The 20,893-nt window shown below is 67.7% G+C and carries 20 protein-coding genes; 5 read left to right on the top strand and 15 right to left on the bottom strand.

Translation table 11 applies throughout. The features are described 5' to 3' along the window. Positions 1-52: 52 nt before the first annotated feature. Together METFAM1_RS0109170 and METFAM1_RS0109165 are read right to left on the bottom strand one after the other, a co-directional pair. Positions 53-424 (bottom strand): HIRAN domain-containing protein, encoded by a 372-nt coding sequence (locus METFAM1_RS0109170; RefSeq protein ID WP_019919312.1) that lies wholly within the window; start codon positions 422-424, stop codon positions 53-55. Next, the gene (locus METFAM1_RS0109165) at positions 408-770 is read right to left on the bottom strand and encodes a YraN family protein (RefSeq protein WP_019919311.1); all 363 of its coding nucleotides are present in this window, start codon (positions 768-770) and stop codon (positions 408-410) included. Before METFAM1_RS0109165 ends, METFAM1_RS0109170 begins: the two co-directional genes overlap by 17 nt. 128 nt (positions 771-898) lie before the next feature. Here METFAM1_RS0109165 and rsmI point away from each other — a divergent pair, with 128 nt between their 5' ends. The 4 genes from rsmI to METFAM1_RS0109145 all read left to right on the top strand — a co-directional run bounded on the left by rsmI (position 899) and on the right by METFAM1_RS0109145 (position 4,138). Beyond that, positions 899-1,744 (top strand): 16S rRNA (cytidine(1402)-2'-O)-methyltransferase, encoded by an 846-nt coding sequence (rsmI, locus tag METFAM1_RS0109160; RefSeq protein ID WP_019919310.1) that lies wholly within the window; start codon positions 899-901, stop codon positions 1,742-1,744. A gap of 134 nt (positions 1,745-1,878) precedes the next feature. Continuing rightward, positions 1,879-2,922 (top strand): dihydroorotase, encoded by a 1,044-nt coding sequence (gene pyrC, locus METFAM1_RS0109155; protein ID WP_019919309.1) that lies wholly within the window; start codon positions 1,879-1,881, stop codon positions 2,920-2,922. Positions 2,923-2,930: 8 nt separating this feature from the next. Further along, positions 2,931-3,362: a hypothetical protein gene (locus METFAM1_RS0109150; RefSeq protein WP_019919308.1), complete on the top strand. Its 432-nt coding sequence runs from the start codon at positions 2,931-2,933 to the stop codon at positions 3,360-3,362. Between the two features lie 134 nt (positions 3,363-3,496). After that, positions 3,497-4,138, top strand: a complete 642-nt coding sequence (locus METFAM1_RS0109145) for a DUF3025 domain-containing protein (RefSeq protein ID WP_029644337.1) — start codon at positions 3,497-3,499, stop codon at positions 4,136-4,138. Positions 4,139-4,729: 591 nt separating this feature from the next. Here METFAM1_RS0109145 and METFAM1_RS0109140 read toward each other — a convergent pair. The 3 genes from METFAM1_RS0109140 to METFAM1_RS0109130 form a co-directional block, all read right to left on the bottom strand. Then, positions 4,730-5,908 (bottom strand): aminotransferase class I/II-fold pyridoxal phosphate-dependent enzyme, encoded by a 1,179-nt coding sequence (locus METFAM1_RS0109140; protein ID WP_024300599.1) that lies wholly within the window; start codon positions 5,906-5,908, stop codon positions 4,730-4,732. Between the two features lie 85 nt (positions 5,909-5,993). Next, entirely contained in the window at positions 5,994-8,732 is a 2,739-nt protein-coding gene (gene secA / locus METFAM1_RS0109135; protein ID WP_019919305.1) for a preprotein translocase subunit SecA, read from the bottom strand. 134 nt (positions 8,733-8,866) lie between these two features. After that, on the bottom strand, positions 8,867-9,835 hold the full coding sequence (locus METFAM1_RS0109130) for a M23 family metallopeptidase (RefSeq protein ID WP_019919304.1): 969 nt from the start codon (positions 9,833-9,835) through the stop codon (positions 8,867-8,869). A gap of 21 nt (positions 9,836-9,856) precedes the next feature. Here METFAM1_RS0109130 and METFAM1_RS0109125 point away from each other — a divergent pair, with 21 nt between their 5' ends. Beyond that, positions 9,857-10,297, top strand: coding sequence for a DciA family protein (locus METFAM1_RS0109125; protein ID WP_019919303.1), 441 nt, complete (start codon positions 9,857-9,859; stop codon positions 10,295-10,297). On the opposite strand, the gene METFAM1_RS0109120 is transcribed toward METFAM1_RS0109125, so the two are convergent. The 10 genes from METFAM1_RS0109120 to murD form a co-directional block, all read right to left on the bottom strand. Beyond that, positions 10,287-10,469 (bottom strand): hypothetical protein, encoded by a 183-nt coding sequence (locus METFAM1_RS0109120; protein WP_019919302.1) that lies wholly within the window; start codon positions 10,467-10,469, stop codon positions 10,287-10,289. The two genes, METFAM1_RS0109125 and METFAM1_RS0109120, sit on opposite strands and share 11 nt — an antisense overlap. Positions 10,470-10,476: 7 nt before the next feature. Then, the gene (gene lpxC / locus METFAM1_RS0109115) at positions 10,477-11,421 is read right to left on the bottom strand and encodes a UDP-3-O-acyl-N-acetylglucosamine deacetylase (RefSeq protein WP_019919301.1); all 945 of its coding nucleotides are present in this window, start codon (positions 11,419-11,421) and stop codon (positions 10,477-10,479) included. 115 nt (positions 11,422-11,536) lie between these two features. Continuing rightward, complete coding sequence (gene ftsZ / locus METFAM1_RS0109110; RefSeq protein ID WP_019919300.1) at positions 11,537-12,700, bottom strand: cell division protein FtsZ; 1,164 nt, start codon at positions 12,698-12,700, stop codon at positions 11,537-11,539. A gap of 150 nt (positions 12,701-12,850) precedes the next feature. Beyond that, positions 12,851-14,080, bottom strand: coding sequence for a cell division protein FtsA (gene ftsA / locus METFAM1_RS0109105; RefSeq protein ID WP_019919299.1), 1,230 nt, complete (start codon positions 14,078-14,080; stop codon positions 12,851-12,853). Beyond that, positions 14,077-14,877 (bottom strand): cell division protein FtsQ/DivIB, encoded by an 801-nt coding sequence (locus METFAM1_RS0109100; RefSeq protein ID WP_019919298.1) that lies wholly within the window; start codon positions 14,875-14,877, stop codon positions 14,077-14,079. Before METFAM1_RS0109100 ends, ftsA begins: the two co-directional genes overlap by 4 nt. After that, positions 14,870-15,796, bottom strand: coding sequence for a D-alanine--D-alanine ligase (locus tag METFAM1_RS0109095; protein ID WP_019919297.1), 927 nt, complete (start codon positions 15,794-15,796; stop codon positions 14,870-14,872). Before METFAM1_RS0109095 ends, METFAM1_RS0109100 begins: the two co-directional genes overlap by 8 nt. Further along, positions 15,793-17,190 carry a UDP-N-acetylmuramate--L-alanine ligase gene (murC, locus tag METFAM1_RS0109090; protein ID WP_019919296.1) on the bottom strand — a complete coding sequence of 466 codons (1,398 nt, stop codon included), beginning with the start codon at positions 17,188-17,190 and terminating at the stop codon, positions 15,793-15,795. Before murC ends, METFAM1_RS0109095 begins: the two co-directional genes overlap by 4 nt. After that, positions 17,187-18,260: an undecaprenyldiphospho-muramoylpentapeptide beta-N-acetylglucosaminyltransferase gene (murG, locus tag METFAM1_RS0109085; protein WP_019919295.1), complete on the bottom strand. Its 1,074-nt coding sequence runs from the start codon at positions 18,258-18,260 to the stop codon at positions 17,187-17,189. Before murG ends, murC begins: the two co-directional genes overlap by 4 nt. Then, entirely contained in the window at positions 18,257-19,417 is a 1,161-nt protein-coding gene (gene ftsW, locus METFAM1_RS0109080; protein ID WP_019919294.1) for a putative lipid II flippase FtsW, read from the bottom strand. The genes murG and ftsW overlap by 4 nt, the downstream gene beginning before the upstream one ends. Next, positions 19,414-20,805, bottom strand: coding sequence for a UDP-N-acetylmuramoyl-L-alanine--D-glutamate ligase (gene murD / locus METFAM1_RS0109075; RefSeq protein WP_024300598.1), 1,392 nt, complete (start codon positions 20,803-20,805; stop codon positions 19,414-19,416). The genes ftsW and murD overlap by 4 nt, the downstream gene beginning before the upstream one ends. Between the last annotated feature and the right edge of the window lie 88 nt (positions 20,806-20,893).

Below are 20,893 nucleotides of genomic sequence, written 5' to 3'. Positions count from 1 at the left end.
CCTTCTTGCAGTCCGATACCTGCGCTTGCAATTCAGTCCGGGGCGACGGCCCTCAGTGGCCCAGTTCGATCCAGACGTCGACGCGTAGTCGCCTCCACGGATCGGGGTCGGGCGCAAGCGCGCCGATGCGCGCAGTGAGCCGGGCGCCGGCGTCCATTTCGTCGGCCGCTTCGAAGTTGGCGGCCCGCGGCAGGTAGCCGATCATGATGCCGCGCCACAGCACGCGCACTGCGCGGGCGTCGTGCCGGTTGCCCGGCTCGCGTTCCAGCGTCAGCGCGTCGCCCACCGTGAGCTGCGGCCACACCTCGGCCAGCCGGTGGTATTGCGCGCCGGCCAGCGGCGAACGCTGCGCCAGCAGGCGCAGGCCGTCAGCGTGTGCGCCGAGGCAGGCGAGCGCAAGCAGCGCGCTACAGACCGAACGCATCGCGTATCCAGTCGATGCTGCCAGCGTCGAGCGCCGACAGCGCGATCACGTCGAAGCGCGCCGGGCGGGCCTGCGCGCGTCGCCCCTGTTCGGCCAGCCAGTGCTGTGCGGCGCGGATCAGCCGCGCCTGCTTGACCGGTCCGACGCTGGCGGCGGCGCCACCGAAGCGGCCGTCGCGCCGCATGCGCACCTCAACGAATACCAGCGTGTCGCCGTGCTCGCACACCAGGTCGAGTTCGCCGTCGCGCCAGCGGAGGTTGCGGCCAAGCACGCGCAGGCCCTTCGATTCGAGAAAGCGAGCCGCGAGCTGTTCGGCGGCGGCGCCATGCTGCGCCCGTGTGCTCATGGATGCTTGTGGCGACCGGCAGCGACGCTCAGAATGGCGGGCCGCCCGCACTCCGCCGCCCGATGGACACGCCCGATCTTCCTGTTTCCACTCACGACGACACTCCATCTGAATTCAGGACATCGGCATTGTATGTCGTCGGCACACCCATCGGTCATCTGGGCGAACTGTCGGCGCGTGCCATCGGCGCCTTGCGTGCGGCCGACCTGATCGCCTGTGAGGACACGCGCGAAACGTCGCGTCTGGCGCGTCACCTCGGCCTGCGCGCGCAGCTCGTCGCGGTGCATGAGCACAACGAACGCAGCGGCGCCGAGCGCTTGATCGCGGCGCTCGCCGACGGCAAGCGCGTGGCGCTGGTGTCGGATGCCGGCACGCCGGCGGTGTCCGATCCGGGCGCGCGCGTCGTGCGCGCGGTGCAGGAGGCGGGTTTCCGCGTGGTGCCGATCAGCGGGCCGAGTGCGGCCGTGGTGGCGCTGTCGGCCAGCGGCCTGCTCGACGCCCAGTTCCGCTTCGTCGGCTTCCTGCCGGTCAAGTCGGCGGCGCGCCGCAAGGTGCTGGAGTCGCTGCGCGACCAGGACTGCGCGCTGGTGTTCTACGAGGCGCCGCATCGCATCGTCGAATGCGTGGCCGACATCGCGGCGGTGATGCAGCCGGAGCGCGAACTGGTGATCGCGCGCGAACTGACCAAGCTGTTCGAACAGATCGTGCGCCTGCCGGTCGCTGAGGCGCCGGCCTGGCTGGCGGCCGACGCCAACCACCAGCGCGGTGAATTCGTGCTGCTGCTGTCCGGCGCGCAGCCGGAAGAGGGGCTGGACGAGGGCGCACGCCGCACGCTGGACCTGCTGCTCGACGAACTACCGCCCAGCCGCGCGGTGAAAGTGGCTCAGGCCATCACCGGCGCACCGCGCAAGCTGCTGTACGACTACGCGATGGCACACGCCGTCGATGCGCCGCAGGACGACGAAGCGGACTGATCCAGCTGCGGGCGTGGCTGATCCGTGCCGGCTACCCGTCGCGGTTGGGTCGGCGGGCGACTATGCGGGATAATCGTGCGCTACACCTCGTCGGCGTGGCGCCGGCGGGTCTCGCTGACTGGATTGGAACGCTCTTGAACCGACTGACCCTCACCCGCCCCGACGACTGGCACCTGCATCTGCGCGATGGCGCAGCCCTGATGGCGGTGCTGCCGGACACCGCGCGCCGCTTCGCGCGCGCCATCGTGATGCCGAACCTGCGCCCGCCGGTCACCACGGTGGCGCTGGCCGGCGCCTATCGTGAGCGCATCCTGGCCGCGCACGCGGCCACGCCGGGTCTGCCGGCCTTCGAGCCGCTGATGACGCTCTACCTGACCGACAACACCTCGCCCGACGAGATCAACCGCGCCTGCGACAGCGGCTTCGTCAAGGCGGTAAAGCTCTACCCGGCGGGCGCCACCACCAATTCCGATTCCGGCGTGACAGACGTGGCGCGCTGCGATGCCGCGCTGGCGCGCATGGCCGAGCGTGGCCTGCCGCTGCTGATCCACGGCGAAGTGACCGACGGCGACGTCGATGTGTTCGACCGCGAGGCGGTGTTCATCGAGCGCGTGCTGCGTCCGCTGCTCGCACGGCACCCGGCGCTGCGCGTGGTGTTCGAGCACATCACGACGAAGGACGCGGCGGAATTCGTCGCCGCGGCCGGCGACAACATCGCCGCCACCGTCACCGCCCATCACCTGCTGATGAACCGCAACGCCATCTTCGCCGGTGGCGTGCGGCCGCATCATTACTGCCTGCCGGTGTTGAAGCGCGAGGTGCATCGCGAGGCGCTGGTGGCCGCGGTCACCTCCGGCAATCGCCGCTTCTTCCTCGGCACCGATTCGGCGCCGCACGCCAAGGGCGCCAAGGAAGCCGCCTGCGGCTGTGCCGGCTGCTACACCTCGCACGCCGGCATCGAGCTGTACGCGGAAGCGTTCGATGCCGTCGGCGCGCTCGACCGGCTGGAGGCGTTTGCCAGCTTCAACGGTCCGGACTGGTACGGCCTGCCGCGCAATACGTCGCAGATCACGCTGCTCCGCGAGTCGTGGGAGGTCAAGGCCAGCCAGGAATTTGCCGATGGTGATGTACTGGTGCCGCTGCGCGCGGGTGAGCGCGTGGCCTGGCGAATCGAGTGAACCCATCCATGACACGACACCTGCGCCTGCTTCTGCTGCCGCTGGCCGCGCTCGCCGCCGGCTGCGAAATCGACAACGCGGCCTTCATGATCGAGGGCAAGGAACACGCCCTGATCATCAACCGCGAGAAGCCGTATTTCTGGAGCGACCAGTACGAACTGGCGGTGATCGTGTCGCGCATGCCTACCTGCCAGCGCCGCTTCGACATGAAGCCGGCGCGGCTCAATACCGCCGTCGTCACCGTGTTCGACGGCGGCGAGCCCAACCGCTACATCCTGCGCCAGGGCTCCAGCCGCTGGTACGCGGTGAACACCACCGACTGCGCGTTCTCGGTGGTCGAGAAGCCGGCGACAGAGCCGGTCGCCCTCGGCACCTTCCGCAAGAAGGACGAGCAGTTCACCTTCGTGCCGGTCAAGGCCGGAGCGGCGAGCGGCTCCTGAGCGCTACGCTGGCCGAGCGCGTCGGCGGCGCGCCGCTGCACGCAGGCGTTCGTCACCTGCTGGCTCGCCTGCCCGGCGCCAAGCTTCCATCCGCCGCTGAACTGGACCGGCTCGCCGCCGACGTGGGGCGACCGATGACCGAGCGCGGCCTGCCCGTCTCCTTCGCTGCGGACGCCGCTGCGGAAGGCGGCTACGAAGCCCGCGTCGCTGCCACCGGCCATGTCGCCACCCGGGACGCGAACTGGCATGACCTGTTCAACGCGCTGGTCTGGCTGCGCTACCCGCGCATCAAGGGAGCGATGAACGCGCGCCACTGCAACGAGATCGACAACCGCCCCGGCGGCGATCGCGGGCCGGTGCGCGACGCGCTGACCCAGTTCGACGAGGACGGGCTGGTGCTGGTGACGGACGACGCAACGCTGATCGACGCGCTGCGTTCGCACCGCTGGCGCGAGGCGCTGTTCGAGCGGCGGCGCTCGGTCGAGCGCGCGACGCTGCACGTGATCGGCCACGCCCTGATGGAGAAGGCGCTGGCGCCGCATTTCGGCCTGTGCGCGAAGGCGCTCTACCTGCATGCCGACGAGGCGCCGATCGATGTGAAGACGCTCGACGACTGGCTGGCAGCGCGGATTGCGGACGGCCGCTGGCCGCAGTCACCGCGCGACCTGAAGCCGCTTCCGGTGCTCGGACTGCCTGGCATGACGCCCGCCAATACCGACCCTGCGTATTTCGACGACAGCCGTCAGTTCAGGCCGCTGCCGGCGAAGCGACGGTAACGCGCTCGACGGGCGCAGACTTCATCGCGAGCAAGCTCGCTCCCACAGTCTTCGGCACACGATCGCGCGAGGGATCTGTTATGGGAGGCAGCCATTGCTGCCGACGGCGCCTCGACCCGGCGCCGCGTGCAGCTCACCGCCGCTGTCGGGGTCAGAAGACCCCTCCCACAGAACCCCGGCTCCGGCCTCGGATCGGGCATGGTCCCTGTGGGAGCGGCCTTGGCCGCGACGCGGCCGGTGCGAGCCGAGGTCCTCGTTACAGGTCGCAATCGCGAGCAAGCTCGCTCTCTTAGTCTTTGGCACTGGGCTGAGCGGGGGGGGGCCTCTGTGGGAGGCAGCCATTGCTTCCGACGGAGCCTCGGGCCTGGTGCCTCACCCAGCTCATCGTCGCTGTCGGGGTCAGAAGACCCCTCCCACAGAACCCCAGCTCCGGCCGCGGAATTGGGCGCGATCTCTGTGGGAGCGGCCTTGGCCGCGACGGGGCCGGTGCGAGCCGCGGTCCTCGTTACAGGTCGCAATCGCGAGCAAGCTCGCTCCTCCCACAAGGCCCTGCTGGCTCTTGTTCCAGCCGCTACCGCGAGCGCCACACCTTCACGACCGCAGGCCACTAACGAAGCGGCCCAAGCGTGACAGCCCTTCCGTCAGGTCGTCGGCCGAGGCGGCGCAGGACAGGCGGACGTGGCGCTGCGGGTCGAGTTCGCTGAAGTCGCGTCCGGGCGTCAGCGCAACGTGGGCCTCCTGCAGCGCGCGCTGGCAGAAGGTCCAGGCGTCGAGCCCGGTGTGGCGCACGTCGAACCAGGCGTAGAAGGCGCCGTCTGGCGGCACGTCGACCGGCAGTCCGATGTCGGCCAGACCCGCGATCACCTGCGCGCGACGCTGCGCGAATTCACTGCGGCGCGCCTCGCAGACCGCGATCGATTCCGGCGTGAAGCAGGCGAGTGCGGCGAACTGTGCCGGCGTCGGCGGGCAGATGTAGTAGTTCTGCGCCAGCCGTTCGACCACAGCCACCATGTTTTCCGGCACCACACACCAGCCGAGGCGCCAGCCGGTCATGCCGAAGTACTTGGAAAAGCTGTTGATGACGCAGGCGTCGGGGTCGCTGGCCAGCACGGTCTGCGCCGGCCGTCCCTGCGCGTCGGCGTCCTGCAGGTTCAGATAGATTTCATCGATGATGCGCCACGCATCGTGGCGGCGCGCCCAGTCGCAGATGGCCGCGAGCTCGGCCGGCGGTACTGCGGTGCCGGTCGGATTCGACGGCGTGGCCAGCATGAGCCCACGGGTGGCGTCGCTCCAGTTCGCCTGCACGGTCGCGGCGTCGAGCTGGTAGCGCGTCGCGGCCGTCGTCGGGACGAGCTTCACGCGTGCGCCGAAGCTGCCGAGGAACTGCCGGTTGCAGGGATAGGACGGGTCGCCGACGATCACTTCGTCGCCCGGATCGACCAGCGCTGCGGTGAGCAGCAGCAGCGCGGCGGAGGCGCCGGCGGTGACGACGATGCGCGAGGCGGGCACGTCGACGCCGTGCATCTGCCGGTAGAAGCCGGCGATGGCCTGTCGCAGTTCGGGCAGGCCGAGCGCGGCGGTATAGGGCAGGGGGCGCCCGTCCATCATGTCGCGCATCGCGCCGATGACTGCTGGCGGCGCGCCGAAGTCGGGTTCGCCGATGTTCAGCTTGATCACGCGATGGCCCTGCGCTTCGAGTGCGGCGGCCTGCTTGCCGATCTCCATCGCGAAGAAGGGTGATATCGACTGAGCGCGTTGCGATGTTTTCATGCGATGGATCATCTCCACGTGCAGTGCCGGCTGCCGCAAAGAAAAAGGCGACCCGCAGGCCGCCTCCTTCATTGCCTGACCGGGCTCAGGCGAGGCGGCCGTGGCACTGCTTGTACTTCTTGCCCGAGCCGCAGGGGCAGGGGTCGTTGCGACCGACCTTGGGGCCCGTGGCAGCCGGCTGCGCTGGCGCGTTGTTGCCGGCCGGCGGCGCCAGCGGGTCCACGCCTTCGCCGGCCATCGACGGGTCGAAGTCGGCGTGGGTGAAACGCATGTTGTCGAGCGGCGGTGGGGTCGGCTCGCTTTCCTCGATCTGTTCCGGCGAGCGGATTTCGACGTTCATCAGCACGCGGGTGACTTCGCCGCGCACCTGGTCGAGCAGGCTTTCGAACAGTTCGAAAGCTTCGCGCTTGTATTCCTGCTTCGGGTTCTTCTGCGCATAGCCGCGCAGATGGATGCCCTGGCGCAGGTGGTCGAGCGCGGCGAGGTGTTCGCGCCAGTGGCTGTCCAGGCTCTGCAGCATCACGTTGCGTTCGAACTGGCCGAAGGAATCGGCGCCGACCAGCGCGACCTTGACCGCGTACTGTTCGTCCGACAGGTCCTGCGCGCGCTTGAGCAGGTCTTCGTCGGCGAGGTTGGGCTCGGCCGCCAGCCATTCCGCGAACGGCGCGTCGATACGGAACTCGGACAGGAAGGCGGCCTGGGCGCCGGCCAGATCCCACTGCTCCTCGACGCTTTCCGCCGGCACGTACTGACGGAAGGTGTCGTCGAGCACGCTGTGGCGCATCGCGCCGATGGTTTCCGAAATATTGTCCGCTTCGAGCAGCGCGTTGCGCTGTTCGTAGATGACTTTGCGCTGGTCGTTCGACACGTCGTCGTATTCGAGCAGCTGCTTGCGGATGTCGAAGTTGCGCTGTTCGACCTTGCGCTGCGCCGATTCGAGCGAACGATTCACCATCGCGTGCTCGATCGCCTCGCCTTCCGGCATCTTCAGCCGCAGCATGATGGCGTTCAGTCGTTCGCCGCCGAAGATGCGCATCAGCGGATCTTCCAGCGACAGGTAGAAGCGCGACGAGCCCGGATCGCCCTGGCGGCCGGAGCGACCGCGCAGCTGGTTGTCGATGCGGCGCGATTCGTGGCGTTCGGTACCGATGATGTGCAGGCCGCCGGCGGCGATCACCTGTTCGTGCAGCGACTGCCATTCGCTGCGCAGCTTCTCGACGCGTGCGGCGCGGTCGGCGTCGCCCATGCTCTGGTCCTGTTCCAGCGCCTGTACCTGCTTCTCGACATTTCCGCCGAGCACGATGTCGGTACCGCGACCAGCCATATTGGTGGCGATGGTGATCACGCCCGGCCGGCCGGCCTGGGCGACGATCTCGGCCTCGCGCTCGTGCTGCTTGGCATTCAGCACCTGGTGCGGCAGCTTTTCCTTGTTCAGAAGACCGGACAGCAGCTCCGAGCTTTCGATCGAGGTGGTGCCGACCAGCACCGGCTGGCCGCGTTCGTGGCAGTCCTTGATGTCGGCGATCACCGCCGCGTACTTTTCCTTGGCCGTGCGATACACCAGGTCGTTCATGTCCTTGCGGATCATCGGCCGGTGGGTCGGGATCACGACGGTTTCCAGACCGTAGATCTGGTGGAATTCGTAGGCTTCGGTATCGGCCGTACCGGTCATGCCGGCCAGCTTGCCGTACATGCGGAAGTAGTTCTGGAAGGTGATCGAGGCGAGTGTCTGGTTCTCGGCCTGGATCTGCACGCCTTCCTTCGCTTCGACCGCCTGGTGCAGGCCGTCGGACCAGCGACGGCCCGGCATCAGGCGCCCGGTGAACTCGTCAACGATGATGATTTCGCCGTTCTGCACCACGTACTGCTGGTCGCGGAAATACAGGTTGTGCGCGCGCAGGCTGGCGTAGAGGAAGTGCACCAGCGTGATGTTGGCCGGCTCGTACAGGCTGCGGCCGGCTTCGAGCAGGCCGTGCTGGACCAGGATTTCTTCGGCGTTCTCGTGACCGGCTTCGGTCAGCAGCACCGTGTGCGCCTTCTCGTCGACCCAGTAGTCGCCCGGGCCGTCCTCGACCTCGCAGCGGGTCAGCAGCGGCGCGACCGCGTTGAGCTTCACATAGAGGTCGGTGTGATCGTCGGCCTGACCGGAAATGATGAGCGGCGTGCGCGCCTCGTCGATCAGGATGGAGTCCACCTCGTCGACGATGGCGAAGTTCAGGCCGCGCTGCACGCGCTCGCCCTGCGAATACACCATGTTGTCGCGCAGGTAGTCGAAGCCGAATTCGTTGTTCGTGCCGTAGGTGATGTCCGATGCGTAGGCGGCCTGCTTCAGGTCGTGCGGCATGCGCGAGAGGTTCACGCCGGTCGTCATGCCGAGGAAGCCGTAGAGCTTGCCCATCTGTTCGGCATCGCGGCTGGCGAGGTAGTCGTTCACCGTCACCACATGCACGCCCTTGCCGGACAGCGCATTCAGATAGACCGGCAGGGTCGCGGTCAGCGTCTTGCCTTCGCCGGTGCGCATTTCGGCGATCTTGCCCGAGTGCAGCATGATGCCGCCGACCAGCTGCACGTCGAAGTGGCGCATGCCGTGCACCCGCTTGCTCGCCTCGCGCACCACGGCGAAGGCTTCGGGCAGCAGGTCGTCGAGGGTTTGCCCGTCGGCCAGACGCTGCCGGAACTCGGCGGTCTTGGCGGTGAGGGCTTCGTCAGTCAATCCGGACAGTTCGGATTCCAGTGCGTTGATGCGGGCGATGACCGGACGGTATTTCTTCAGCAGGCGATCGTTGCGGCTGCCGAACAGCTTGGTGAACAGGGATGCAATCATCGAAGACAGAAGCCCGGCGCGGGCAAACCGATGGCGGAAAAGAAGGCGATTCTAGCATGTGCCCGTCGGCAGCCCTGTGACGGCGAGGGCGCCGGCCCGGCCTCGCGGGAGGCCTGCCCGACCCGCCCGGGGTTTCAGTGCGCGTGGGTACCGACCGAGGCCTGCCGCGCGTTCGCGGGCAGCGCCTTGCGCGCCAGTTCGAGGAAACGGTTGGGGTTCTGCGCGACGTCCTTGACGCGCACTTCGAAGTGCAGGTGCGGGCCGGTCGAGCGACCGGTGCTGCCGACCTCGGCGATCTTCTGGCCACGACGCACCAGGGTACCGGGCGTGACCAGAAGCTTGCTCGCGTGTGCGTAGCGGGTGACCAGATCGCGGCCGTGATCGATCTCGACCATGTTGCCGTACTGCGGGTGGAAACTGGCCGTGGTCACGACGCCTGCGGCAGCGGCGATGATGGGCGTGCCCACCTCGGCGACGAAGTCGACGCCCTCGTGCATTGCGCGCGAGCCGTTGAAAGGGTCGATGCGCCAGCCGAAACCGGAGGCGTTCCAGGTGCCGCCGTTGACCGGCAGCGTGGAGGGCACCAGCGACAGGGTGGCCTGATCGAGCAGCAGTTCCGATTCGATCACGCCGAGGTAGTCGTCCTGCTGCGCGAGCAGATCCGAGAACTGCTTCATCTGCGCTTCCAGTTCGTCGGCAGAAAGCGTGTTCTCGTTGATCAGCGGACCGCCGCGACCGGGGGGCGCGCTGTTGACGACCGGTTCGGGCGCCTTGACGCCCGCGAGCTTGGCCAGGCGGGTGCCCAGCGTGTCGAGCTGTATCAGCTGCGCCTGCATCTGGCCGAGCTTGACCGCCATCGTGTTCAGGTTCTCGCGCACGAACTGTTCGCTGCGCTGGATTTCCTCGTTGCGCGCCGCGGTAATCAGTTCGTCGATCACCGGCAGTCGCCACTCGCTGGCGTGCTTCAGCGTGATGAACGAGAACGCCGAGGCGAGCATGAAAACGAGTACCGTGAAGGCGAACAGTGCGCCTGCGAGGTGCCACGGCCGGATGGTGATGGCCTTGGCGGTTGTCAGGCGGTCGGAAACCAGAATAATCTGCACATCCGCTCCCTAAGTCTTCTTATGTCTGCCCGTCGCCTGCACGACCATCTCAATGCACAGGACTCGCTGGCAAATCTGGCGTCGCACGTCAGACAGATCGCCCGCGTGCAGAGAGCCTACGAAAAATTCCTGCCAACCGAACTGACGCAGGTCAGTCGGGTGCTGAACGTGAAGCAGGGTGTCGTGGTGGTCAGCGCGTCTTCTGGCGCTGTTGCCCACCGGCTGAAGCAGTTGCTGCCCAGCGCAAGGCTGGCACTGCAGGAAAGTTGCGGCGAGGTTACCGAAGTCAGGGTGAAGGTGCAAGCATTTGATCCGCCTCGGATTACTGCCCCGGTTTCGCCCCGGCCGGTCAGCGAATCGGCGCGTCGCGAGCTGCTTTCCGGGGCTGCGGCGCTCGACCCGTCGAGCCCGCTGCGCAGTGCGCTGGAGCTGCTGGTCGCGCGCGCCAAAGCTAAAGGATGATCACACGTTCCAGCAGGAACAGCGCGAGGATGCCCAGCGTCGCAATGACCGCGTAGCGGAGCAGCGTCCAGGCGAAATTAAGGTAGCGCGGGTCACGCGTCAGCACATAGCCGAGAAACGATGCGCCGACGGTGATGATCAGCAGGATGCCGATCAGGCGCAGTATGAGCACGTGTTGCTCAGGCGAAGGCGGGCGCCGAGCCGGCGTCGTCGACCAGCGGACGGTACTGGTTCGACACCGCGGGCGGCGTCTGTGCCGGCTGGTCGAAGCTCGCCCACTCCCATGCACCCTCCTGCGCCAGCAGCGCATGCAGCAGCGCGTTGTTCAGCGCGTGGCCGGACTTGTGTGCGCTGAAGGCGGCAAGCAGCGGGTGACCGAGGATGTACAGGTCGCCGATGGCGTCCAGCACCTTGTGCTTCACGAATTCGTCGGCGTAACGCAGGCCGTCGCTGTTGAGCACGCGGTACTCGTCCATCACGATCGCGTTTTCCAGGCTGCCGCCTTGGGCGAGACCGTTCTGTCGCAGGTATTCGACTTCGTGCATGAAGCCGAAGGTGCGCGCCCGGGCGACGTCGTCGATATAGGACTGGTGGGCGAAATCGACCTTGACCTGCGTGCCGGTGCGTTCGATCGCCGGGTGGCGGAATTCGATCGAGAATTCGAGGCTGAAACCTTCGTACGGGTCGAGTCGCGCCCACTTGTCGCCGTCCTTCACCTCGACGGTCTGCAGCACGCGGACGAACTTCTTCGCCGCTGCCTGCTCGACGATGCCGGCCTGCTGGATCAGATAGACGAAGGTGGAAGCCGAGCCGTCCATGATGGGCAGTTCGGGTGCGTCGACATCGACGAAAACATTGTCGATGCCAAGGCCGGCAAGCGCCGACATCAGGTGCTCGACCGTCGAGATCGTGGCGCCTTCGCGGCCGATGCAGGAGGCCAGACGCGTGTCACCGACCGCGTGCGGGTCGGCTCGCAGTTCGACCGGCGGATCGAGGTCGACGCGACGGAACACGACGCCGGTATCCGCCGGGGCGGGGCGCAGTTCGAGATTGACCTTGAGGCCGGAGTGCAGTCCGACGCCGGTGGCGCGGACGATCGAACGGAGGGTACGTTGCCGGATCATCGCAGGCAGTACGGCTGAAAGCGAAAGTTCAAGTTTACCTCACCTCCGCGTCACGCCCCTGTAACAGGGCGTATCCGTCCGGCCGGGCGGCCGGACGGGTGCAGCAAAGCCGGTATCAGTCGGCCTGCTTGCGCAGGAAGGCCGGAATATCCAGCGTTTCGACGCCGTTGGCGCGCATGGCTTCGACCGCGCTCGATGCGGTGCGACCGCCACGGCCGCGCATCACGGCCGGGATGTCGAGGTGCGAGTAGTCGGTGCCCATCGCGGCGGCCGGCATGGCGACGTCGTCGGTGCCGGTGCGGATGATGGTCATCGGCGGCTTGCTGCTCATCGCGCGCGGAGCGCCGAGGCCGGTGGCAACCACGGTCACGCGCAGGCGGTCTTCCATCGAATCGTCGAACACCGTGCCGAAGATGACGTGGGCGCCTTCGGCGGCGAAGGCACGCACCGTTTCCATCGCGTCCTTCACTTCCTTCATCTTCAGCGAGCGGCTGGCGGTGATGTTGACCAGCACGCCGCGGGCGCCCGACAGCTCGACACCTTCGAGCAGCGGGCTGGCGACGGCCTGTTCGGCAGCGATGCGTGCGCGGTCCATGCCGGCGGCTTCGGCCGAGCCCATCATCGCGCGGCCCATTTCACCCATCACCGTGCGCACGTCCTGGAAGTCGACGTTCACCAGACCCGGGATGTTGATGATTTCGGCGATGCCGCCGACGGCGTTGCGCAGCACGTTGTCGGCAGCCTTGAAACCGTCTTCCAGGCTGGCGTCCTCACCGAGGACTTCCATCAGCTTCTCGTTCAGCACGACGATGAGGGAGTCGACGTGGCGGGCGAGTTCGTCGATGCCGGATTCAGCGGCGCGCATCCGGTTTTCGTAGTCGAAGGGCTTGGTGACGACGGCGACGGTCAGGATGCCCATCTCCTTCGCCACTTCAGCGACGATGGGGGCGGCGCCGGTGCCAGTGCCGCCGCCCATGCCGGCGGTGATGAACACCATCTCGGCACCGCGCAGCTGATCGGCGATGTGTTCGCGATATTCCTCGGCGGCGGTGCGGCCCACTTCCGGCTTGGCGCCGGCGCCGCGGCCGTTCTTGCCGAGCTGGATCTTGACCGGGGCGAGGTTGCGGGTGAGTGCCATGCCGTCGGTGTTGGCGGCGATGAATTCGACGCCGTTCACACCTTCACGGATCATGTGATCAACCGCGTTGCCGCCGGCTCCACCGACGCCGATCACCTTGATCACTGCACCCACCGGTTCCTTGTCGAGAATCTCGAACATATCCGCCCTCCTGTTTTCCACGAACGCCTCTGAGCCCGAAGACCCTTAAGGCTACAAAACGCGCGCCACCACTAGATTTAGTGATTGCGCGCAAGTATACGACTAAACTTAGTGCAACGCATGCCGTAGATGCCGTTTGCGTCCCGAATTTCAGAAATTTCTTTCGAACCAGGAACGCATGTTGGCCAGCACCTGACGGACGTTCCTCGTTTCGCGCGCAACCTGCCCCCGACGACGCTGCGCAGCGCCCTCCATCACCAGCCCGATCGCCGCCGCGTAGCGCGGATGGCGCACCACGTCGGCAAGGTTTCCGCTGCATTCCGGTACACCGACGCGTGACGGCAGGTGGAACACGTCCTCGGCCAGGTCGGCCATGCCGCGCATGGTTGCGCTGCCGCCGGTCAGCACCACGCCGGACGACAGCAGTTCTTCGTAGCCGCTGCGTCGCAGTTCGGCCTGCACCAGTTCGAACAGCTCGGACACGCGCGGCTCGATCACGTCGGCCAGCGCCTGGCGCGACATGCGGCGAGGGCCGCGGTCGCCGATGCCCGGCACTTCGATCATGTCCTCGGCGTCGGCCAGTGCCGACATCGCCACGCCGTAGCGCAGCTTGATGTCTTCCGCCTCGGCGGTCGGCGTGCGCAGAGCCATCGCGATGTCGTTGGTGATCTGGTCGCCGGCGATCGGGATGACCGCCGTGTGGCGGATCGCGCCCTGGGTGAAGATGGCGATGTCGGTGGTGCCGCCGCCGATGTCGATCAGGCAGACGCCCAGATCCTTTTCGTCCTCCGACAGCGTGGCCTGGCTGGAAGCCAGCGGCTGCAGCACGAGGTCCACCACTTCGAGGCCGCAGCGGCGAACGCACTTGATGATGTTCTGCGCCGCCGACACGGCGCCGGTCACGATGTGCACGCGCACTTCGAGCCGCTTGCCACTCATGCCTATCGGCTCGCGCACGCCGTCCTGGCCGTCGATGATGAATTCCTGGGTCAGCGTGTGCAGGATTTCCTGATCGGCCGGAATCGGCATTGCGCGCGCGGTTTCGACCACGCGTTCGAGATCGAGCCGGGTGACTTCCTTGTCCTTGATGGCGACCACACCATTCGAGTTGAAGCTGCGGATGTGGCTGCCGGCGATGCCGGTGAACACTTCGCGCACCTTGCAGTCGGCCATCAGCTCGACTTCCTGGATCACGCGCGAGATTGAATCGACGGTGGCTTCGATGTTGACCACGACGCCCTTCTTCAGGCCCTGCGCCTCCTGGGTCGCGAGGCCGAGGATGTCGAGCCGTCCGTCGCTGCCGAGTTGTGCGACGACGGCCGAAATTTTCGACGTGCCGATGTCGAGGCCGACGATGAGGTCCTTGCTGTCTCTTGTCATGGTCTGTCCTGGTGTTCAGTGCTGCTCATTCGTATTGCGTAGCCGTTCGGGTAGCGCAGATCGGCGTAGATCACTTTCTGTGCGCCGCGGCGCAGGATTTCCGGCTGGGTGTTGACGTAGCGCGCGAGCCGTTCGGCGATCGGCGACTTCTCCTCCTCGCGACCGAGTTCGAGCCGCGTTCCGTCGTCGAGCTGCAACTGCCAGGCCTGGCGGCGCGTCAGCACCAGCTTGTTGATCTGCCGCTCCATCGGCGCCAGCAGATCGCTCCATTCGAGGTGGCGCGCCAGCATGCTGGCCGAGTCCTCGTCCGGCCCGATGAACAGCGGCAGTGCGGCTTCGTGCTCGGCCACGAACAGTTCGCCCTGGGCATTTACCATGCGCGCCGGCACGTTAGGCGGCACCCACCAGCGTGCGACGGCGACGTGCTCCTCGATGTCGATTTCCAGCGAACCGGGCCACACCCGGCGCACCGTGGCGTGGCGCACCCAGGGCAGGCTTTCGAACACGGTGCGTGCGCGCTCGATGTCGGTGGTGAGAAAGCTCCCGGTGACGGCGCGCCGCGCGGCGTCCTCGATCTGCGCGGCACTCACGTTGGCCGGCGCACGCGTCAGCGTCACCGACTGCAACGGCAGCACCGGCATGCGGGTGACCATGATCACCAGCGCATAGCCGATGGCGGCACTTGCCAGCAGCAGGATCACGTCGGCGATCATCGTCAGCGCGCGCGGGCTGTCCCACAGACCGCCGTCGTCGCGGCGCTGCGTGGCCTTGTTGCGCGCTGAGGGCTTTTTAGCCAAGGCGGGCGGACTCCAGGATGCGCAGGCACAGTTCGCCGAACTCGATGCCGACCGCACGCGCGGCCATCGGCACCAGCGAGTGCGAAGTCATGCCCGGCGAGGTGTTGATTTCGAGCAGCCAGGGGCGGCCGTCCTCGCCCAGCATCAGGTCGGCACGGCCCCAGCCGCGGCAATCGATCAGCCGCGCGGCGCGCATCACCAGGTCCTGGATCTCCTGTTCGAGATCGGCGTCGAGCCCGCTCGGGCAGTGGTACTTCACGTCGTCGGTGAAGTACTTGTTCTGGTAGTCGTAGTTGCCCTGCGGTGCTTCGATGCGGATCAGCGGCAGTGCCATGTCGCCGAGGAAGGGCGCGGTCAGCTCGCGGCCGCTGATGAACTGTTCGGCCAGCACCAGCGGATCGCAGCGCGCGGCCTTTTCGTAGGCGCCTTCCAGGTCCTCGATGCGGGTCACTTTGGTGGCGCCGACGCTGGAGCCTTCGCGCGCCGGCTTCACGAACAGCGGCAAGCCGAGTTCGTTCGCCACGGCGCGGAAGTCACTGCCGGCGTGCAGCAGCTTGTAACGCGGCGTCGGCAGGCCGGCCGACAGCCACACCATCTTCGTGCGCCATTTGTCCATGCCGATGGCCGAGGCCATCACGCCGCTGCCGGTGTAGGGAATGCCGAGGCATTCGAGCGCGCCCTGTATCGTGCCGTCCTCGCCGCCGCGGCCGTGCAGCGCGATGAACGCGCGGTCGAAGCCGTCGCGCTTCAGTTCCCACAGGTCGCGTTCCGCCGGGTCGAAGGCGTGGGCGTCGACGCCCTGTTCCTGCAGCGCGGCCAGCACTGCACTGCCCGACATGATGGAGATTTCGCGTTCGGCTGAGCTGCCGCCGAACAGCACGGCGACCTTGCCCAGTGCGGCGGTGTCGTGGGTACTCATTTCTGGATGTCCTGTGCGAATTTGGCGGGCAGTTGCCCGATGGAGCCGGCGCCCATGCCGAGCACGACGTCGCCGTCGCGTACGGTGTCGAGCAGGGTCTGCGGCAACGCGTTGATGTCTTCGACGAATACCGGCTCGACCTTGCCGGCGACGCGCAGTGCGCGCGCCAGCGCGCGGCCGTCGGCGGCGACGATGGGCGCTTCGCCGGCGGCATAGACCTCGGTCAGCACCACCGCGTCGGCGCCCGACAGCACGCGCACGAAGTCTTCGAAGCAGTCGCGGGTACGCGTGTAGCGGTGCGGCTGGAAGGCCAGCACGATGCGCCGGCCAGGGTAGGCGCCGCGCGCCGCTTCGAGCGTGGCGGCCATTTCGACCGGGTGGTGGCCGTAGTCGTCGACCAGTGTGAAGCTGCCGCCAGCCGGCAGCGCGATTTCGCCGTGGCGGGTGAAGCGGCGACCGACGCCCTTGAATTCGCCGAGCGCGCGGACGATCGCGTCGTCGGACACGCCGACCTCGTTGGCTACCGCGATGGCGGCCAGCGCGTTGCGCACATTGTGCAGGCCCGGCAGGTTCAGTTCGACCGGAATGCGGGTGGTCGTGCCATTGACGCGCACCGCGTCGAACAGCATGCGGGTACCGTCGGCGCGCACGTTCTCGGCGCGCACCTGGGCATTCGGATCGAGGCCGTAGCGGATGATCTGCTTTGGCACCTGCGGAATGATTTCGCGCACGTTCGCGTCGTCGGCGCACAGCACCGCGACGCCGTAGAAGGGCAGACGGTTCAGGAAGTCGACGAAGGCCTGCTTCAGTTTCGAGAAGTCGTGGCCATAGGTGTCCATGTGATCGGCGTCGATATTGGTCACGACCGACACCACCGGCGACAGGAACAGGAAGGAGGCGTCGGACTCGTCGGCCTCGGCCACCAGGAACTCGCCGGTGCCCAGGCGCGCGTTGGCGCCGGCCGAATTGAGCCGGCCGCCGATGACGAAGGTCGGGTCCAGTCCGCCTTCGGCCAGGCAGCTGGCGATCAGCGAGGTGGTGGTGGTCTTGCCGTGGGTGCCGGCGACCGCCACACCCTGCTTGATGCGCATCAGCTCAGCCAGCATCTGTGCCCGCGGCACGATGGGAATCTGCCGCTCGCGTGCGCGCACGACTTCAGGGTTGTCGGCGCTGACCGCGGTCGAGGTGACGACCGCGTCGGCACCGGCGATGTTGTCGGCGGCGTGACCCTGCACCACGCGCGCGCCGAGCGCGGCGAGGCGGCGCGTGACCGCGTTGTCGGCGATGTCCGAACCGCTGACCACGTAGCCCTGGTTGAGCAGCACTTCGGCGATGCCGCTCATGCCGGATCCGCCGATACCGATGAAATGGATGTGGCTGATCTTGTGTTTCATTTCTGTTGTCCTTGCGCGAGTGCTGCGCAGATGTCGGCCACCTCGGACGTCGCGCCGGGGCGGGCGAGGGCGCGTGCGCGCTGTGCCATATCAAGCAGGCGGGCGCGGTCGAGCGAACGGATGAGGGTGGCCAGCGAGTCGGCATTTAGCGCCGTCTGCGGCATCAGTTCAGCCGCTCCGGCGTCGGCGAGAAAGCGTGCGTTGCCGGTCTGGTGGTCGTCGACCGCGTGCGGCAGCGGCACCAGCACCGAGGCGACGCCGGCCGCCGCCAGTTCGGCGACGGTGAGCGCGCCGGCGCGGCAGATGACCAGATCGGCCTGCGCGTAGGCGCCGGCCATGTCCTGGATGAAAGGCTGCAATGTGCCGCGCACGCCCGCTGCCGCGTAGGCCGCCTCGAGCGCCGGCATATTGCGTTCGCCGGCCTGATGGATCACCTGCGGGCGCTCGCCTTCGGGAATCTTCGCCAGGGCCTGCGGCACCGTGTCGTTCAGCACCTGGGCGCCGAGGCTGCCGCCGACCACCAGGATGTTCAGCGGACCGCTGCGGCCGGCGAAACGCTCGACCGGCGCCGGCAGCGCCGCGATGTCGGCGCGCACCGGGTTGCCTGTCCATTCGGCTTTCGGCAGCGCATCCGGGAAGCCACCGAGCACGCGGTCGGCAACGCCGGCGAGAACGCGGTTGGCCAGCCCGGCAATCGAATTCTGTTCGTGCAGCACCAGCGGAATGCCGCGCAGTGCGGCCATCATGCCGCCGGGGAAAGTGACGTAGCCGCCGAGGCCGAGCACCACCTGCGGCTTCACGCGGCCGAGCACGCCGAGCGCCTGCCAGAAACCGCGCAGCAGATTGAGCGGCAGCATGAGCTTGCGCAGCAGGCCCTTGCCGCGCAGCGCGGTGAAGCGGATGCACTGCAGTTCGTAGCCGCGTGGCGGCACGATGCGCGCTTCCATGCCGTCGGCGTTGCCCAGCCAGACAATGCGCCAGCCGCGCGCGCGCAGCTCGTCGGCCACGGCGAGGCCCGGGTAGATGTGGCCGCCGGTGCCGCCGGCCATGATCAGCGCGGTGCCGCTCATCGACGGTTCTCCCAGTCGATGCGCAACAGGATGGCCAGCGCGACGCAGTTGACCAGGATGCCCGAGCCGCCGTAACTCATCAGCGGCAGCGTCAGCCCCTTGGTCGGCAGGATGCCCACGTTCACGCCCATGTTGATGAAGGCCTGCACGCCGAACCAGATGCCGACGCCCTGGGCGACCAGACCGGCGTAGGCGCGCTCCAGCAGCAGGGCGCGCCGGCCGATCGCGAAGGCGCGGTGTACCACCAGTGCGAACAGGCCGATCACCGTTGCGACGCCGACCAGCCCCAGTTCCTCGCCGATCACCGCCAGCAGGAAGTCGGTGTGTGCCTCCGGCAGGTAGAGCAGTTTCTCGACGCTGCCGCCGAGGCCGACGCCGAACCACTCGCCGCGGCCGAAGGCGATCAGCGAGTGGGTGAGCTGGTAGCCCTTGCCCAGCGGGTCGTTGTTGAACGGATCGAGGAAGGCGATGAAGCGGCCCCAGCGCAGCTCGTTGAAGCGGATGATCAGCGCGAAACCGACCAGCGCGACCACGCCGAGCGAGAAGAACAGCTTGCCGTTGATGCCGCCGAGGAAAAGCATGCCGAAGGCGATCAGCACGATGACGACGAAGGCGCCGTAGTCGGGCTCCGCCACCAGCAGCGCGCCGACCAGCAGGATGACCAGGGTCATCGGCACGAAGGCGCGGCGGAAGGAGTGCATCTCGGGCAGCCGGCGCACGATGTAGCTGGCGGCGTAGAGCACGGTAAACAGCTTCACCAGTTCGGACGGCTGCAGGTTCACCGGGCCGAGGTTGATCCAGCGGCGCGAGTTGTTCACGACGCTGCCGATGCCCGGAATCATCACCAGCACCAGCAGTACGATGCCGCCGAGGAAGAGCCACATCGACCAGGCCTGCCAGGTGCGGATCGGCACCTGAAAGGCCATCAGCGCCGCCACGCCACCGATGGCGAGGAACACCGCCTGGCGGATCAGGAAGAACTCCTGCTTGTTGCCGGTGAAGCGACTGCTGTCGGCGACCGCGATCGACGCCGAGTACACCATGACGAGGCCGATCAGCAGCAGCGCGACCGCTGGCCACAGCAGCCAGGGGTCGAGTTCGGCCGGCTTCGGCGAATCGCCGAAGCGTGAGGTATCGAGGCGCATGCTGCCGCTCATGGGCGCACTCCCTCGGCCGCGATGCGACGCGCTTCGGCGATGAACACCTCGGCGCGGTGTGCGTAGTTGCGGAACATGTCGAGGCTGGCGCATGCGGGCGACAGCAGCACCGCGTCGCCCGGCGCGGCGGCGGCGTACGCGGCACGGGTGGCTTCTTCCAGCGTGGCGAAACTGCGGTGAGGAACGCCGTGGGCGGCGAGCACTTCGGCGATGGCCGGTGCGTCGCGGCCGATCAGTGCACAGAAGCGGGCGTGACGCGCGCACACCGGGCCGAGTGGCGCGAAATCCTGCCCCTTGCCGTCGCCGCCGAGGATGATGGCCAGCGGTCGACCGAGACCTTCGATGGCCGCCACGGTGGCGCCGACATTGGTGCCCTTGGAGTCGTCGATGAAGCGCACGCCGCCGGCGTCGAGCACCGTTTCGACGCGGTGCGGCAGGCCGGCGAAGTCGCGCAGCGTGGCGACGCAGCGCTCCAGCGGCAGGCTGATCGCCTCGCACAGCGCGAGCGCTGCGAGCGCGTTGTGTGCGTTGTGGCGGCCGGCCAGTCTCATGTCGTCGAGCGCGAGCAGCGGCTGCGTGCCGCGCATCAGCTGGGTGCGTCCATCGCGCACGGCCAGTCCGTAATCGCCGGCCGTCGGCACGCCGTCGCCGAAGCCGATGGCGCGTGCACCATCGCGGCGCATCGCGGCGACCCAGGGGTCGTCGCGGTTCAGTACCTGCACCGTGTGCGCGCCGAAGATGCGCGCCTTCTCGGCCGCGTAGGCCGGCATGCCGCCCGGGTGACGGTCGAGGTGGTCCTGCGTCACGTTGAGTACGGTGGCCGCGTCGGCGTCCAGCGTTTCGGTGGTTTCCAGCTGAAAGCTCGACAGTTCGAGTACCCACGCATCGGGCACCGTGCCGGCGTCGAGGACGCGCATCAAGGCGTCGAGCGCGGCCGGCGAAATGTTGCCGGCCACCTCGGTGGCCAGCCCGCAGGCACGGCACAGCGCGCCGGTCAGCGTGGTGGTGGTGGTCTTGCCGTTGGTGCCAGTGATGGCGATCACCTTCGTGCGTTCGCGCCAGCCGAGATCACGCAGCGCGCGTGCGAACAGTTCGATCTCGCCGACCACTTCGATGCCGCGACGCTTGGCTTCCTGCACCAGCGGTTCGTGCGGCGCCAGACCGGGCGACAGCGCCAGCAGCGCAATGCCGTCGAGCAGGCTGTCGTCGAACTGCCCGCAGCGCAGCTCGGCCGCCGGAATGTCGCGCGCCAGCGCATCGAGCCCCGGCGGCGCGGCGCGGCTGTCGGCCACGCGCAGCTCGGCGCCCTGGCGGGCGCACCAGCGTGCCATGGCCAGGCCGGATTCACCGAGGCCGAGGACGAGGACGTGGGTGCCGAACATACTCATCGTGCGCTCCGCGACCCGCCGGACGGCGCACGGCGCCCGCGGTGCGGGGCCTGTGCCGTGTCGACGGAGAGTGCGTGGGGGGCGTTCA

The organism is Methyloversatilis discipulorum (assembly GCF_000527135.1).
In the GTDB taxonomy this organism is placed as follows: domain Bacteria; phylum Pseudomonadota; class Gammaproteobacteria; order Burkholderiales; family Rhodocyclaceae; genus Methyloversatilis; species Methyloversatilis discipulorum.
The sequence above is the reverse complement of the archived record's forward strand: the minus strand, read 5'-3'. Positions and strand labels throughout refer to the sequence as shown.

Bases quoted from the DNA above. Each gene is read 5' to 3' on its own strand.
- ftsA (WP_019919299.1), bottom strand. From the start codon at position 14,080: ATGACAAGAGACAGCAAGGACCTCATCGTCGGCCTCGACATCGGCACG.
- murD (WP_024300598.1), bottom strand. From the start codon at position 20,805: ATGAGTATGTTCGGCACCCACGTCCTCGTCCTCGGCCTCGGTGAATCC.
- ftsW (WP_019919294.1), bottom strand. From the start codon at position 19,417: ATGAGCGGCAGCATGCGCCTCGATACCTCACGCTTCGGCGATTCGCCG.
- secA (WP_019919305.1), bottom strand. From the start codon at position 8,732: ATGATTGCATCCCTGTTCACCAAGCTGTTCGGCAGCCGCAACGATCGC.
- murC (WP_019919296.1), bottom strand. From the start codon at position 17,190: ATGAAACACAAGATCAGCCACATCCATTTCATCGGTATCGGCGGATCC.
- lpxC (WP_019919301.1), bottom strand. From the start codon at position 11,421: ATGATCCGGCAACGTACCCTCCGTTCGATCGTCCGCGCCACCGGCGTC.
- METFAM1_RS0109150 (WP_019919308.1), top strand. From the start codon at position 2,931: ATGACACGACACCTGCGCCTGCTTCTGCTGCCGCTGGCCGCGCTCGCC.
- METFAM1_RS0109125 (WP_019919303.1), top strand. From the start codon at position 9,857: ATGTCTGCCCGTCGCCTGCACGACCATCTCAATGCACAGGACTCGCTG.
- METFAM1_RS0109140 (WP_024300599.1), bottom strand. From the start codon at position 5,908: ATGAAAACATCGCAACGCGCTCAGTCGATATCACCCTTCTTCGCGATG.
- murG (WP_019919295.1), bottom strand. From the start codon at position 18,260: ATGAGCGGCACCGCGCTGATCATGGCCGGCGGCACCGGCGGCCACATC.
- ftsZ (WP_019919300.1), bottom strand. From the start codon at position 12,700: ATGTTCGAGATTCTCGACAAGGAACCGGTGGGTGCAGTGATCAAGGTG.
- METFAM1_RS0109095 (WP_019919297.1), bottom strand. From the start codon at position 15,796: ATGAGTACCCACGACACCGCCGCACTGGGCAAGGTCGCCGTGCTGTTC.
- METFAM1_RS0109145 (WP_029644337.1), top strand. From the start codon at position 3,497: ATGACCGAGCGCGGCCTGCCCGTCTCCTTCGCTGCGGACGCCGCTGCG.
- METFAM1_RS0109165 (WP_019919311.1), bottom strand. From the start codon at position 770: ATGAGCACACGGGCGCAGCATGGCGCCGCCGCCGAACAGCTCGCGGCT.
- METFAM1_RS0109170 (WP_019919312.1), bottom strand. From the start codon at position 424: ATGCGTTCGGTCTGTAGCGCGCTGCTTGCGCTCGCCTGCCTCGGCGCA.